12 protein-coding genes and 1 pseudogene are annotated in these 13,419 nt (G+C 62.0%); 2 read left to right on the forward strand and 11 right to left on the reverse strand.

All coding sequences use genetic code 11. From position 1 onward, the window contains the following. Positions 1–135: 135 nt before the first annotated feature. From ABI546_RS09390 to ABI546_RS09440, 11 genes are all read right to left on the reverse strand, one after another. A complete protein-coding gene (locus ABI546_RS09390) occupies positions 136–969 on the reverse strand; it encodes a thioesterase family protein (protein ID WP_348046325.1) in 834 nt (277 codons plus the stop codon). Positions 970–996: 27 nt separating this feature from the next. Continuing rightward, positions 997–1,875, reverse strand: a complete 879-nt coding sequence (locus ABI546_RS09395; protein ID WP_348046326.1) for an alpha/beta fold hydrolase — start codon at positions 1,873–1,875, stop codon at positions 997–999. A gap of 148 nt (positions 1,876–2,023) precedes the next feature. Continuing rightward, positions 2,024–3,223, reverse strand: coding sequence for an acetyl-CoA C-acyltransferase (locus tag ABI546_RS09400; protein ID WP_348046327.1), 1,200 nt, complete (start codon positions 3,221–3,223; stop codon positions 2,024–2,026). Positions 3,224–3,242: 19 nt separating this feature from the next. Beyond that, complete coding sequence (locus tag ABI546_RS09405) at positions 3,243–3,752, reverse strand: DUF4442 domain-containing protein (RefSeq protein WP_348046328.1); 510 nt, start codon at positions 3,750–3,752, stop codon at positions 3,243–3,245. Continuing rightward, positions 3,752–6,175, reverse strand: coding sequence for a 3-hydroxyacyl-CoA dehydrogenase/enoyl-CoA hydratase family protein (locus tag ABI546_RS09410; protein ID WP_348046329.1), 2,424 nt, complete (start codon positions 6,173–6,175; stop codon positions 3,752–3,754). Before ABI546_RS09410 ends, ABI546_RS09405 begins: the two co-directional genes overlap by 1 nt. A 143-nt stretch (positions 6,176–6,318) precedes the next feature. Next, positions 6,319–6,753, reverse strand: coding sequence for a DUF2147 domain-containing protein (locus tag ABI546_RS09415; RefSeq protein ID WP_348046330.1), 435 nt, complete (start codon positions 6,751–6,753; stop codon positions 6,319–6,321). Between the two features lie 29 nt (positions 6,754–6,782). Continuing rightward, the gene (locus tag ABI546_RS09420) at positions 6,783–8,579 is read right to left on the reverse strand and encodes an acyl-CoA dehydrogenase C-terminal domain-containing protein (RefSeq protein ID WP_348046331.1); all 1,797 of its coding nucleotides are present in this window, start codon (positions 8,577–8,579) and stop codon (positions 6,783–6,785) included. A gap of 15 nt (positions 8,580–8,594) precedes the next feature. Continuing rightward, complete coding sequence (locus ABI546_RS09425; RefSeq protein WP_348046332.1) at positions 8,595–9,326, reverse strand: TetR/AcrR family transcriptional regulator; 732 nt, start codon at positions 9,324–9,326, stop codon at positions 8,595–8,597. A 406-nt stretch (positions 9,327–9,732) separates the two neighbouring features. Further along, a complete protein-coding gene (locus ABI546_RS09430; protein WP_348046333.1) occupies positions 9,733–10,581 on the reverse strand; it encodes a fumarylacetoacetate hydrolase family protein in 849 nt (282 codons plus the stop codon). Positions 10,582–10,604: 23 nt separating this feature from the next. Continuing rightward, positions 10,605–11,351 (reverse strand): SDR family NAD(P)-dependent oxidoreductase, encoded by a 747-nt coding sequence (locus ABI546_RS09435; RefSeq protein WP_348046334.1) that lies wholly within the window; start codon positions 11,349–11,351, stop codon positions 10,605–10,607. Then, positions 11,348–12,082 carry an SDR family oxidoreductase gene (locus ABI546_RS09440; protein WP_348046335.1) on the reverse strand — a complete coding sequence of 245 codons (735 nt, stop codon included), beginning with the start codon at positions 12,080–12,082 and terminating at the stop codon, positions 11,348–11,350. The genes ABI546_RS09435 and ABI546_RS09440 overlap by 4 nt, the downstream gene beginning before the upstream one ends. A 219-nt stretch (positions 12,083–12,301) precedes the next feature. Here ABI546_RS09440 and ABI546_RS09445 point away from each other — a divergent pair, with 219 nt between their 5' ends. Continuing rightward, positions 12,302–13,063 carry a FadR/GntR family transcriptional regulator gene (locus tag ABI546_RS09445; RefSeq protein WP_348046336.1) on the forward strand — a complete coding sequence of 254 codons (762 nt, stop codon included), beginning with the start codon at positions 12,302–12,304 and terminating at the stop codon, positions 13,061–13,063. A gap of 85 nt (positions 13,064–13,148) precedes the next feature. After that, positions 13,149–13,419, forward strand: a pseudogene (locus tag ABI546_RS09450) (ABC transporter substrate-binding protein); the annotation flags it as partial.

The following is a 13,419-nucleotide window of genomic DNA, read 5'->3' on the forward strand; positions in this document are numbered from 1 at the left end:
TAGGGGGCCGCATGTCGGGAGCTCAGAGTCGCTCACAAAACCCAGCGCAGCGGTCCTGGCCAGGCGTGCCGCCGCAGACAGTGCTTTAGCACGGCAAGGCGGCGCAACAACGCCAGGAGGGTTTTGTGAGCGGCTCTATTCCTTGTAATAAACAATCTGCGTGCTGGTGGCCAGCAGCACGCCAGCTTCGCTCCACAGCTGTGCGGTCTGGTCGAAGAAGCCGTTGCGAAAGGCTTGCGCCCTCGCCTGTCCCAGCAGAAAACCTTCGCCGCATTGCGCAAGCTGGGCGCTGTCCGCATGGAAGTAGGTGGTGATGGAGACCGTGCCTGCGGGCACACGCGTGGCGCGGCGCAGCCAGACGCGTGGATAAAAAACGTCGGACATGGCGGCCAGCGCCGGGAAGTCCAGCGAGCGCGGCGGGTCATCGCGCACCCAGAGCTGGGTGAGACTGTCCGAGCCACTGCCGTCCCACACCTGCGGGATGACACCGCGGACCGGTCGCATGTCGTAGCGGTGGGTCCAGGCGGATGTGGAAAACCGCAAGCGACCGGAGGCATCGGCCAGCGTTACCGCCGGCATGGGTGTGTCGTTCTGGCTCCAGGTTTCGCGGCGCGCGGCGGTAACGGCCGTGGCGGTCATCACCACCTCCGGCGTATCACCGGATGCACCGGCCTGTGACAGCTCCACCGTCCAGTGTTGGGTCGAGCGGTTGGTGCGCGCCGGTTTGGCCACCACGCTGAACGGCCCTTCGGCCAGGGCCGCGGCATAGTTCACGGTGAGCGCCACCGGCTCGCCCAGCAAGGCCGGATGCAAGAGGATGGCGCGTAGGGCTGTGGCGGCCGTGGTGCCGCCAAAAGGCCCGACCATGTTCCAGTAGTCAGGGCTGGTGTGGCCCAGCCAGGTGTCGGGGCGGTCGCCGCCTGCGGCTTCGAGCCGCAGCGCCTGGTCAAAAGAATGCAGTGTCGTCATGCCTGCAGTATGCGCATGCGTTGCGGTTCAGGCCGTCGTCTTGGCGACGCCTGCCATGCCTTCGATGATTTGCTGCGCGCGCGGCCAGAGGGACTGATTGAACTGTTCGCGAAAGAAGCCGAAATGCCCGATGCGTTTGACCTTCAGATCCGCCGGCGCGATGCGCTCAAAGGTGCGCGGCGCGTTGGTATAGAGGTTGATCAGGTTTTGCGTGCCACGCCAGGTCATGAGTTCGTCGTCGGTGATGGACAGAGCCGTGACCGGAAAGCTGACCTGGCCATAGCTCAGACGCGCGCTCTCGCCTTCCGCACCCACGCTGTACTGCGGATTCAGGCACCACTTGCGCCACTGCAGCATCACGCCAGCCGGCAGGTCGCCCACCTTGCGCAGCGTGCGCCCCGGAAAGTAACCGAAGAGCCGCGTGGCCAGCGGCACCAACACGTACCAGAAATACAAAATCATGCGCCTGAGTTGCGGCGCGTTGTCGCGCCAATAACCGCTGCCCGCAGCAATGCTGACGAGCCCGCCAATCTTGCCCTGGTTCTTCAGAAAGCCCGGTAGTTGCGCGCCCAGGCTGTGGCCCAGCAGGTAAAGCGGCGCATCGGGCAAGGCCGCCTTGGCGGCATCGACCACCGCTTCATAGTCGCTGGCCCAGTCGAGCAGGTCGGCCTTGAAGCCGCGCAGGCTGCCGTTGGCAGTGCCGGGCGGTGAATCGCCCGAACCGCGGTAATCAAAGGTGGTGACGCGAAACCCCTGGCTGGACAGCCACTGGGCAAAAGGTGCGTAGTAGTGCTGTCGCACGCCCATGGCGCCGCCGATAACCACACTGGTGTGCGGCGCCAGGGTGGCGTCGTAAACCCGCAGTGAAAGCTGTGCGGTACCGCTGTCGAGCGTCTGGATCTGCATGATGGTCTCCTGTTTGTATTCTGCCGGTCTGCGCCGGCTTCCATCACTGGCAACTGATCGCTATGTTTTTGATAGCTGCTTGCGCTCGCCACCATTGGCTCTCAGCATCAAAATGCTTAAAAAATACGGGTGAAAACGCGCTGAATCCTCACACTCGTTCAAAGATTCCCGCGGCGCCCTGCCCCATTCCCACGCACATCGTGACCATGCCGTACTTGAGCTGGTGGCGGTGCAGCGCGTGGATCACTGTCGCGGCGCGGATTGCACCAGTCGCGCCCAGCGGGTGGCCCAGCGCAATGGCGCCGCCCATGCGATTGACCTTGGAGGCGTCCAGCTTGAGCGTGTTGATGACGGCCAGCGACTGCGCAGCGAAGGCTTCGTTCAGTTCAAACCAGTCAATATCTTCCTGCTTGAGTCCGGCGTAACGCAAGGCGGCAGGAATGGCTTCGATCGGGCCGATGCCCATGATTTCGGGCGGCACGCCTTTGGCGGCGTAGCTGACAAAACGGGCCAGCGGCTTGAGGCCGAAATCCTTGACCGCTTTTTCGCTGGCCAACACCAGGGCGCCCGCGCCGTCGGAAGTCTGCGAGCTGTTGCCGGCGGTTACCGAGCCGCGTGCGGCGAACACCGTCTTGAGTTTGGCCAGGCCTTCGAGCGAGGTGTCGGGGCGCGGGCCTTCGTCCAGGCTCACAGTACGTGTGTTGCTGATGACCTCTCCGGTTTCCAGGTTGGCCGTGCGATCGGTGACTTCAACCGGCGTGATCTCCATGCTGAACTCACCGGCCTGCTGCGCCTTGATGGCCTTGAGGTGCGATTCAAGTGCGAACTGGTCTTGCGCCTCGCGCGAGACCTTCCATTGCTGCGCCACCTTCTCGGCCGTCAGGCCCATGCCGTAAGCGATACCGACGTTCTCGTCATTCATGAACATATTGGGCGAGAGCGAGGGCGAGTTGCCCGACATGGGCACCATGCTCATGCTCTCGGTGCCGGCGGCAATCATCACGTCGGCTTCACCCACGCGGATGCGGTCGGCCGCCATCTGGATGGCCGAAAGACCGGATGCGCAAAAGCGGTTAACGGTGATGCCGCCCACGCTGGTGGGCAGACCCGCCAGCACCGCGCCAATGCGCGCCACGTTCAGGCCTTGCGGGCCTTCGGGGATCGCGCAGCCGCAGATGATGTCTTCAATCGCCTTGGGGTCAAGCGTTGGCACTTGCGTAAGCGCGGCCTGCAGCGCCTTGACCAACAGGTCGTCGGGCCGCATATTGCGGAAATAGCCGCGCTGCGAGCGCCCGATGGGCGTGCGCGTGGCGGCGACGATGTAGGCTTCCTGGACTTGTTTGGCCATGATGGTTTCCTTCAATTTCTCAGTTACTTTTCCGTGGGCCGGAGGGAATCCAGGCCCAGACAAATTCGCATTCGACCGGATTGACGCCGGCTTCGTCGGTCACAACGACCGACACGTTGACTTCGCCCTTGTCGCTGGCCTGCATCGCAGCGCGCTGCTCGTCGCTCAATGTGGCGACGGCGCGCAGGGCGCCGGTGGCGCGTTTTTTGAACGCCATCTTGAGCTCTTTGGCCAGCGGGATGCAGTCGTCGCGCACGTTCATGCCCACCACCATGCCGGTGGCGGTTTCGGCCAGTAGATTCATGGCCGAGGCATGCACGCCACCTATGTGGTTCTGCACTCTTTTCTCGTTCTTGATGCCGATCTCGACCCGGCCTGTGCCCATCTCGATGAAGTCCAGGCCAGCGGTGCCGGTAAAGGGCACAGCGCGACGCAGCACCACGCTGCGGAACCAGCCCCGGGCAAACGCCGGCACTTCCTCCAGCCGCTGCAGTTGCCGCGCCAGGCGGTTGGGTAATTGGTCGCTCATCAATTTCTAACCGGCTTGCCGGTGCTCATCATTCCCATGATTCGCTCTTGCGTCTTGGGGTGTTCGAGCAGTGAGCAGAACGCCTTGCGCTCCAGCGTCATCAAATATTCTTCCGTCACCAGGGTGCCCGCATCCACATCACCGCCGCAGACCACGCCAGCGATCAAACCGGCGATGTGAAAGTCATGGGCGCTGATGAAGCCACCGTCACGCATGTTGACCAGCTGGCCCTTGATGGTGGCCAGGCCGCTGCGGCCCACCACCGGGAACTGGCGCTTGTGCGGCGCGCGGTAACCCGAGTTGAACAGTGCGCGCGCCTCGTTGAGCGCCACGAATAGCAACTCGTCCTTGTTCGGAACGATCACGTCGCTGTCCAGCAGATAACCGATCTTGCGACTTTCAATCGCGCTGGTGCCGACCTTGGCCATGGCCGCAGCGGTGAAGCCTTCGGTCAGGAAAGGCAGGATGTCCTTGTTGGTCGAGGTGCTGGCGTTTTCCGCGGCACGGCGGGCAATGTAGGCCAGGCCGCCGGCGCCGGGCACCAGGCCCACGCCGACTTCAACCAGGCCGATGTAGCTCTCCATCGCGGCCACGCGCTTGGCCGAATACACCGCCATCTCGCAGCCGCCACCCAGCGCCAGGCCGCGGATGGCCGACACCACCGGCACAGCCGCATAACGCAGCTTGAGCATCACGTTTTGCAGTTCGGCCTCGGCCCCTTCAATCGCCTTGGCGCCGCCCATCATGAAGGCGGGCAGCATGGCTTGCAGGTCAGCGCCTGCCGAGAACATCTCGTCGTTGGACCAGATCACCATGCCCTTGTAGCTTTTCTCGGCCAGGTCCACGCCCATCGCCAAACCCTCAGCCACATCGGGACTGATGGCGTGCATCTTGGTTTTGATGCTGGCGATCAGCACGTCGGCCTTTTCGCCGTTAACGCCGTCCAGCGTCCAGAGGCGGATCGCGTCGTCTTCATGCAAGGTGGTCCCTGCCGTTTCAAAGGCCTGGGCTTTGGAGCCCAGTACGTCTTCGGGGAAGAACTGGCGCTCATACACCGGCAGCTTGCGGCGCGGAATGAATTTTTTGGCCGACGCGCTCCATGAGCCTTCAGCCGTGTGCACACCCTCAGCATCAGCCACCGGGCCCTTGAACACCCAGTCAGGCAGCGGCGCTGTGGACAGCGCCTTGCCGGCGTCGATGTCTTCCTTGATCCAGGTGGCGACCTGCTTCCAGCCGGCCTGTTGCCACAGCTCAAACGGGCCCTGCTTGGCGCCAAAGCCCCAGCGCATGGCGAAGTCGATATCGCGTGCGGTTTCGGCGATGGTTTCCAGGTGCACGGCAGCGTAATGGAACTGGTCGCGCAGGATGGCCCAGAGAAAGCGCGCTTCCGCGCCCTCGGCCTCGCGCAAGAGCTTCAGGCGCTCGCCTGCCGGCTTTTTGAGCATGCGGCCGACGACCTCGTTGGCCTTGGCGCCGCCTGCGACGTACTCCATGCTTTCAGGGTCCAGGCGCATGATGTCGCGGCCGACCTTTTTGTAAAAACCAGCGCCGGTTTTCTGACCGAGGCTTTTCGATTCCAGCAGTTTGGCGAGCACGGGCGGTGTGCCATACATGTCTGAGAAAGGGTCGGGCGTCTTGTCGGGACCCAGATTGTCCTGCAGCGTCTTGACCACGTGAGCCATGGTGTCCAGGCCCACGACGTCGGCCGTGCGGAAGGTGCCGGAGCTGGCACGGCCGAGCTTCTTGCCGGTCAGGTCGTCTACCACGTCATAGGTCAGGCCGAACGCTTCGGTCTGCTTGATGATGGCCAGCATTCCGGCGATACCCACGCGGTTGGCGATGAAGTTGGGCGTGTCATGCGCGCGGATCACGCCCTTGCCCAGCGCGCTGGTGACAAACGCCTCTAGGTCGTCGAGCACCCTGGGTTCCGTGCTGGGGGTATTGATCAGCTCCACCAGCGTCATGTAGCGCGGCGGGTTGAAAAAATGGATGCCGCAAAAGCGCGGCTTGATGGATTCGGGCAGCGCCTCGCTGAGTTGGGTGATCGACAGGCCCGAGGTGTTGCTGGCCACGATGGCGCCTTCGGCAATGAAGGGTGCGATCTTGTGGTACAGGTCGGTCTTCCAGTCCATGCGCTCGGCAATGGCCTCAATGATGAGGTCGCATTCCGTGAGCAGCTCCATGTTCTCTTCATAGTTGGCCTGCTGAATCAGCGCCGCGTCTTCAGGAACACCCAGAGGAGCAGGCTTGAGTTTTTTCAGGCCTTCGACCGCCTTGATGACGATGCCGTTTTTGGGGCCGTCCTTGGCGGGCAGGTCGAACAGGATCACGGGCACCTTGACATTGACGAGGTGAGCGGCAATCTGCGCGCCCATGACGCCGGCGCCGAGCACGGCGACTTTTTTGACTTGAAATCGGGACATTTGTTTCGTTCCTATGGATTGCTTATCTCAGGATCCCTTCCCCTTCCCTGGCAAGTGACAGCGTGGAACCGGCTTCGCCGGGCCACAGCTGTCGCCCCTGCGAGGGGGGATGGGGCGACACGCAGTGCGCCCCAGGCGGGGTGTTAGTTAATTCTTACCCAGGTCTGGGTGCGGCCAAAAGGACCAATGGATCCGCGAACGTCCATCTTTTTTCCGCCTTCGATGGGCGTCATCTTCAGGGAGTAGCTTTTGCCGTTGTCTGGATCGAGGATCTTGCCGCCTTCCCAGACGTCACTATCAGGCGATTTTTTGGCGCCGCGAATGATTTCGAGGCCCAGCCGCGGCTTGTCCTTGCGGTCATCCGAACATTCGGTGCACACATCGTCGGGTTTGACGCCCGGGGACAGGCGCTTTTCGACTTTGCCGTTCAACACGCCGCCAGCTTCAGAGATACGAATCTCGACTTTGGGCTCGCCGGTCTTTTCATCGAAGCCGCGCCACAAGCCTACGGGCGTGTTCTGAGCCAGCGCCGACAAGGAAATCAGGCCCAGGGCGGTTGCCAACAGTTTGCGTTTCATGGTGTCTCCTGTCGAGTGGTTCAAAAAATTCAAGCCAGCGCTTCGTCGGTTTCCATCAGCGACTTGCTGCCCGAACGTGCGGTGCGCATCAGCGTCGCGGTTTCAGGGAACAGCTTGGCGAAATAAAAGCGTGCGGTTTGCAGCTTGGCCACATAGAACTTGTCGGTATTGCCGGCGGCGATTTCGCGCAGCGCGGTTTGCGCCATCAGCGCCCAGAAGTAGCCGAACACCAGGTGGCCGGCCACACGCAGGTAGTCGACCGCGGCAGCGCCCACTTCGTCGGGGTTCTGGAAGCCCTTGAAGCCCAGCTCGGTGGTGAACTTGGTCATCTGGTCGGCCAGGTAGGCCAAGGGGTTGATGAACTCCGCCATCTTCTCGTTGACGCCTTCTTCTGCGATCAGCGCGCCGATGACCTTGCCGAATTTTTTCAGCGTGGCGCCGTTGTTGCCCAGCACCTTGCGGCCCAGCAAGTCCAGCGACTGGATGGTGTTGGTGCCTTCGTAAATCATGTTGATGCGGTTGTCGCGCACAAACTGCTCCATGCCCCATTCCTTGATGAAACCGTGGCCGCCGAACACCTGCATGCAGGCGTTGGTGGAGATATGGCCGTTGTCGGTCAGGAAGGCCTTGACGATGGGGGTGAGCAAGGCGACGATTTCGCCGGAATCCTTGCGCACCTTCTCATCGGGGTGGTGCAGTTCCTTGTCGAGCAGCAACGTGCAGTAAATCGCCAGCGCGCGCCCGCCTTCGGCATAGGCCTTGGCGGTCAGCAGCATCTTGCGCACGTCGGGGTGGACGATGATCGGGTCGGCCGGTTTGTCCTTTGCCTTGACGCCGGACAGCGAGCGCATCTGGATGCGGTCCTTGGCGTAAGCCAGCGCATTCTGGAAAGCGACTTCGGTGAGGCCCAGCGACTGGTTTCCCACGCCCAGGCGGGCGGCGTTCATCATGACAAACATCGCGGCCAGGCCTTTGTTGGGCGCGCCCACCATGGTGCCGACGGCATCTTCCAGCACCATCTGTGCGGTGGCGTTGCCGTGGATGCCCATCTTGTGCTCCAGGCCGCCGCAGTAGATGCCGTTGCGCGAGCCGATGGCGCCGTCCTTGCCGATGTTGAACTTGGGCACGGCGAAGAGGCTGATGCCTTTGCTGCCTTGCGGCGCATCAGGCAGGCGGGCCAGAACCAGGTGCACGATGTTGGCGGCCATGTCGTGCTCACCGGCGCTGATGAAAATCTTGTTGCCGGTCAGGCGGTAGGTGCCGTCGGGCTGCGGCTCGGCCTTGGTGCGCAGCATGCCCAGGTCAGTGCCGCAATGCGGCTCGGTCAGGCACATGGTGCCGGTCCATTCGCCGCTGGTCAGCTTGGGCAGGTAGAGTTTTTTCTGCTCGTCGGTGCCGTGCGCATGCAGGGCCTCATAAGCGCCGTGCGACAGGCCGGGATACATGGTCCAGGCCTGGTTGGCCGAGTTCAGCATTTCGTAGAGGCATTGGTTCAGCACAAATGGCAGGCCCTGGCCGCCGTATTCAGGGTCGCAACTCAATGCAGCCCAGCCGCCTTCGACGTACTGGGCATAAGCTTCCTTGAAACCCTTGGGTGGCGTGACTTCGTGCGTGGTCTTGTCGAGCTTGCAGCCCTCTTCGTCGCCACTGATGTTCAACGGAAAGGTCACTTCGGCAGCGAATTTTCCGGCTTCTTCGAGCACCGCATTGATGGTTTCTACATCGACATCCGCGTGCTTGGGAATGGCCTTGAATTCGTCGGTGACCTTGAGCACTTCGTGCATGACGAATTGCATGTCGCGCAAGGGCGGGTTGTACTGGGGCATGGTGGTCCTTTAGCGTTAAACCGGTTTGGAGGGGGAGGCTTTGCCCGAAGCTTTTTTGGGCGAAGCGGAAGTGGGGGAAGGCGCAGCGGCATCGCTGCCGTAGCGCGCCAGGATGTTGGCAAAACCCGTGTTGGCGCGGTCCATGGAGCCCGGCGTCTTCAGGAAGCGGGCCTCGTAATGCAGCGCCAGGATCAGGCCGTGAATCTCAAAAGCCATCTGGTGTTCGTCGGCGTCAAGCCGCAGGTGGCCGGCTTCCTTGGCCTGCACCACGGCGCGGTACATGGCTGCCAGCCAGGTGCGCACCGAGCCTGCCAGTGCATCGCGCACCGGGCCCGGCCTGTCGTCAAATTCAACCGCGCCGCTGATGTAGAGGCAGCCCGAATCGATTTCGAGCGAGGTGCGTTTCATCCAGTTGTGAAACAGCGCCGCCAGGCGCGGCAGGCCGCGCGGCTGCTGCAGGGCGGGGAAGAAGACTTCTTCTTCAAAGCGCACGTGGTATTCGCGGATCACGGAGATCTGCAGTTCCTCGCGTGAGCCGAAGTGCGCAAACACGCCGGACTTGCTCATGCGCATGACCTCGGCCAGCGCGCCTATGCTCAGGCCTTCCAGCCCGATCTGCGTGGCCAGGCCCAGTGCGGCGTCCACAATGGCTGCCTTGGTCTGCTGGCCTTTTTGCTGGCTTTTGGCCACGGCACTGCCCGTAGCCGGGGCGCGAGAGGCTTTAGCGGGAAGTTCTGTGATGGCCATGAGGTGCTACAAAATAAAACGAACGGTCGTTCTATTTTGCAACACTTTGATGACCCTCAGCAAGCAGAGGTTGTTTAGCCTCCGCTTATAGGGACCCAGTTCTAACCCCGAGCAGGGTAAACCCGACACCTGAGTCCACCGGCCAGTCTCACTGAACTCTCCTCCGGTGGACTAAACCCCTATCCGTTCGGGCTGAGGTATCGAAGCCTGTCCCCGTGGCGCGCCAGCCCTTCGATACCTCAGGGCGAACGGGAAGAGGCTCCAATACCAGCATAGTCCGCCGAACGCGTCTCCGTTAAGACTAAACCCCCATCCGTTCGGGCTGGGGTACCGAAGCCTGTCCCCGAGACGAGCCGGCCCTTCGTTACCTCAGGGCGAACGGAACGAGGAGGTGAGAAGCGTGAGGCTACTTCTTGTAGGGGATGACAGTCTGGTGCTGCTCACCCAGGCCTTCGATGCCCAGCGATATCTTGTCGCCCTTCTTCAGATAGACAGGCGGCTTCATCCCCAAGCCCACGCCGGGCGGCGTGCCGGTCGTGATGACGTCGCCGGGCTCCAGCGTCATGAACTGGCTCACGTAGCTGACGATCTTGGCGACGCTGAAGATCATGGTTTTGGTGTTGCCCTTTTGCACGCGCTTGCCGTTCACCTCGAGCCACAAGCCCAGCTTTTGCGGGTTAGGCACTTCGTCGCGCGTGACCAGCCAAGGGCCCAGCGGGCCGAAGGTGTCGCAACCTTTGCCCTTGTCCCAGGTGCCGCCGCGCTCGATCTGGAACTCGCGTTCGCTCACGTCGTTGATGGTGCAGTAGCCGGCCACGTAGTCGAGCGCTTCTTTTTGCGACACGTAACGTGCGGTCTTGCCGATCACGACGCCGAGCTCGACTTCCCAGTCGGTCTTGACCGAGCCCTTGGGCAGCATGATGGGGTCGTTGGGCCCCTGGATGCAGCTGGTGGCCTTCATGAAGACGACTGGCTCGGCGGGAATCGGCAAACCGGATTCGGCCGCATGGTCGGCATAGTTCAGGCCGATGGCGATGAACTTGGGTACACCTGTGACAGGGCTGCCGTAACGCGGCGAGCCTTTCACCAGCGGCAGCTTGTCGGTCTTGAGCTTGCGCAATTTGGCAATCGCCGCATCGCCGAGCTGGTCCGGACCGATGTCCTTGATGACAGCGCTCAGGTCGCGCAGCTTGCCGCCGGCATCGATGAGGCCGGGCTTTTCCTTGCCGGGGTTGCCATAACGAACGAGTTTCATGGTTTTTCCTTCTGGTTAATGATTCAGTATGTAGAACGTCCGCCCGACAGGTCGAAGACGGCGCCCGTTGAGAATGAGCAATCTTCCGTGCACAGCCAGCTCACCATGGCCGCCACTTCGTCGGGCGTGCCGAAGCGCCCCATGGGGATTTTTGAAAGCATGAACTGGATGTGCTCCGGCGTCATCTGGTCAAAGATGGGCGTTTTCACCGCGGCAGGCGTCACGCAATTGACGCGCACGCCCGTATCGGCGAGTTCCTTGCCCAGCGATTTGGTCAGCGCGATGACCGCCGCTTTGCTCGCGCTGTAGGCGCTGGCATTCGGGTTGCCGTCTTTACCAGCCACTGATGCAATGTTGACGATGCGGCCATAGTTGCGCGAACGCATGTGCGGCACGACTTCGCGGCAGCAAAAGAACAGGCCATTGAGATTGACCTGCTGCACCTGCATCCATTGCTCGGGCGGGTAATCCCACAGCTTGACGTTGGGCCCGGTGATGCCCGCCGAATTGACGAGCGCATCAATGGCCGGATTGTGGGCGACCGTTTGCTTGACGGCCTCGACCACGCTGGCATGGCTGGCGACATCCACCGCCACTGTGTGCACGCCGGCACCCAGCGCACCCTTGGCTTTGGCAAGCGCTTCAGGATCGATGTCCCACAGCGCGACCGTGCCGCCCGATGCCAGCATGCGCTCGGCAATCGCATAACCAAGCCCCACAGCACCGCCGGTGATCACCGCATGGCGCCCGTGGAGGTCGAGCTGGTTCATATGGTGATGCCGCCGTCGACGTTATAGGCCTGGCCGGTGACAAACGCGGCTTCGTCACTCGCCAGAAACACCACCAGCGGCGCGATCTCATGCGCCTGCGCAAGCCTGCCCAGCGGCTGGCGTGCGATGAAGGCCTGGCGCGCGGCCACCGGGTCTTCATTGGCATTGATGCGGTCTGTCAGCGAGGGAGTGTCCACCGTACCTGGGCAAATCGCGTTGCAGCGCACGCCGTCGGCCACAAAGTCCGCGGCGACGCTTTTGGTGAGGCCGATCACCGCCGCCTTGGTGGTTCCGTACACAAAACGGTTGGGCAAGCCTTTGATGCTGCTGCAGACACTGGCCATGTTGACGATGCTGCCGCTCTTTTTGCCCTGCATGCCGGGCAGCACCGCCTGGATCATCCAGAACTGGGCCCGCACGTTGAGGTTGAACGCAAACTCAAGATCGGCGTCCGTGGCCTGCAGGGCCGTGCCGCCATGCACAAAACCGGCGCAGTTAAACAGGATATCCAGGGGTGGAAGACTGCCCACCAGTTTCTGGATGGCAGCCTTGTCCAGCACGTCCAGCGGCAGCGCGGTGATATTGGCGACCCCTTTGTAGCTGGCCAGCAGCTCGGGTTTCAGGTCGGTGGCCCAGACCTGCGCGCCTTCTGCCGCCAATGCCAGTGCAGTCGCGTGACCAATACCTTGCCCGGCCGCGGTGACCAGCGCTTTTTTTCCTTTTAATCTCATGCGTTCTCCTTGATAAGCGGTCGGCGACATGCCGCTGGGACTTGCCGTTTTTGAATACCTTCTGGCGATTGCCAAGCCGCCAGCAGAGACAGCCGTCCTTGGTCGCGCATCAGCGCTACAGGGTTTTGCCGGATGTTTCTGCTGCGGTTTCATGGGATTATCAATTGGCCTTACCGCTTGTCCAATTCTGGCTTACCCTTAATCCCTAGTCTTTACTACATGCCACTGCATACCGTCGAGCCCAAACGCCTTTACCGCCAGATCGCCGAGCAGCTTCGTTCGCTGATCACCGCGGGCGAGTTCCTCGCGGGCACGCGGCTTCCGGCCGAACGAGAGCTGGCCAAACAACTAGGCGTTAGCCGGCCCTCCGTGCGAGAGGCGCTGATTGCGATGGAAGTCGAGGGCTGGGTGGAAGTGCGCACGGGCTCCGGCATTTATGTGCTGGACCGGACCATGCCGGCAGGCGCGGGCAGCGAAACCGCTCGCCCACAAATTGCCGCCGATGAGTGGGGCCCGCTCGAACTGATACGCGCACGACGTGTCGTCGAAGGGGAAACCGCCGCGATGGCGGCCAGCCAGGCCAACAACAAGAACATCGCGGCCATGGTCCAGGCGCTGGCGATGATGAAAAAAGATGCCGATCGCGGCGTGATGCCACTGGACGGCGACCGTGCGTTTCACACGGCCATTGTGGAAGCCTGCGACAACGTGGTGCTGATTGAAACCGTCCAGAACTTCTGGGATTCCCGCCGAGGACCACTTTTTGAGCGGCTGGGCGGTTATTTCGAAACCGTCCATTCGTGGCGTGCAGCCATTGTCGAGCATGAAGCGATCCTGGCTGCAATCCGCAGCCACGACACGGCCGGCGCGCGCCTGGCCATGCACCAGCACATGGACAACTCGCACACCCGCTTCAGCGTGAGCTGGACGGAGGCGCAGGAATTGACAGAGCCCGGCAAGCAGGCGGTTGCGCGGGGGTAGCTCAAGCCAATGAGAGCACGGTGTGCTACTGGCACGCACACCGGTATTTTGGAAAAGCCAGTCAACCACCTCTAGAGGAGACATCATGAGTACAGTGACGACAAAGCGAAAAGCTATTAAATCCATAGCGGTCTGCGCTTTATTGGCGAGCGCCATGGGCGTTTCCGGTATTGCATCGGCGCAAACAAAACTCAAGTGGGCGCACGTCTACGAGACGTCGGAGCCCTTTCACAAGTGGTCAGTCTGGGCCGGCGATGAGATCAAGAAGCGCACCAACGGCAAGTACGAGATCCAGGTGTTTCCGGCCTCCACGCTGGGCAAGGAAGCCGACATCAACCAGGGCCTGACCCTGGGCA

The organism is Polaromonas sp., from assembly GCF_039932935.1.
In the GTDB taxonomy this organism is placed as follows: Bacteria; Pseudomonadota; Gammaproteobacteria; order Burkholderiales; family Burkholderiaceae_C; genus Polaromonas.

Coding starts and splice junctions, on each gene's coding strand:
- ABI546_RS09425 (WP_348046332.1), bottom strand. CDS start 9,326: ATGGCCATCACAGAACTTCCCGCTAAAGCCTCTCGCGCCCCGGCTACG.
- ABI546_RS09445 (WP_348046336.1), top strand. CDS start 12,302: ATGCCACTGCATACCGTCGAGCCCAAACGCCTTTACCGCCAGATCGCC.
- ABI546_RS09395 (WP_348046326.1), bottom strand. CDS start 1,875: ATGCAGATCCAGACGCTCGACAGCGGTACCGCACAGCTTTCACTGCGG.
- ABI546_RS09410 (WP_348046329.1), bottom strand. CDS start 6,175: ATGTCCCGATTTCAAGTCAAAAAAGTCGCCGTGCTCGGCGCCGGCGTC.
- ABI546_RS09405 (WP_348046328.1), bottom strand. CDS start 3,752: ATGAGCGACCAATTACCCAACCGCCTGGCGCGGCAACTGCAGCGGCTG.
- ABI546_RS09415 (WP_348046330.1), bottom strand. CDS start 6,753: ATGAAACGCAAACTGTTGGCAACCGCCCTGGGCCTGATTTCCTTGTCG.
- ABI546_RS09390 (WP_348046325.1), bottom strand. CDS start 969: ATGACGACACTGCATTCTTTTGACCAGGCGCTGCGGCTCGAAGCCGCA.
- ABI546_RS09400 (WP_348046327.1), bottom strand. CDS start 3,223: ATGGCCAAACAAGTCCAGGAAGCCTACATCGTCGCCGCCACGCGCACG.
- ABI546_RS09430 (WP_348046333.1), bottom strand. CDS start 10,581: ATGAAACTCGTTCGTTATGGCAACCCCGGCAAGGAAAAGCCCGGCCTC.
- ABI546_RS09440 (WP_348046335.1), bottom strand. CDS start 12,082: ATGAGATTAAAAGGAAAAAAAGCGCTGGTCACCGCGGCCGGGCAAGGT.
- ABI546_RS09420 (WP_348046331.1), bottom strand. CDS start 8,579: ATGCCCCAGTACAACCCGCCCTTGCGCGACATGCAATTCGTCATGCAC.
- ABI546_RS09435 (WP_348046334.1), bottom strand. CDS start 11,351: ATGAACCAGCTCGACCTCCACGGGCGCCATGCGGTGATCACCGGCGGT.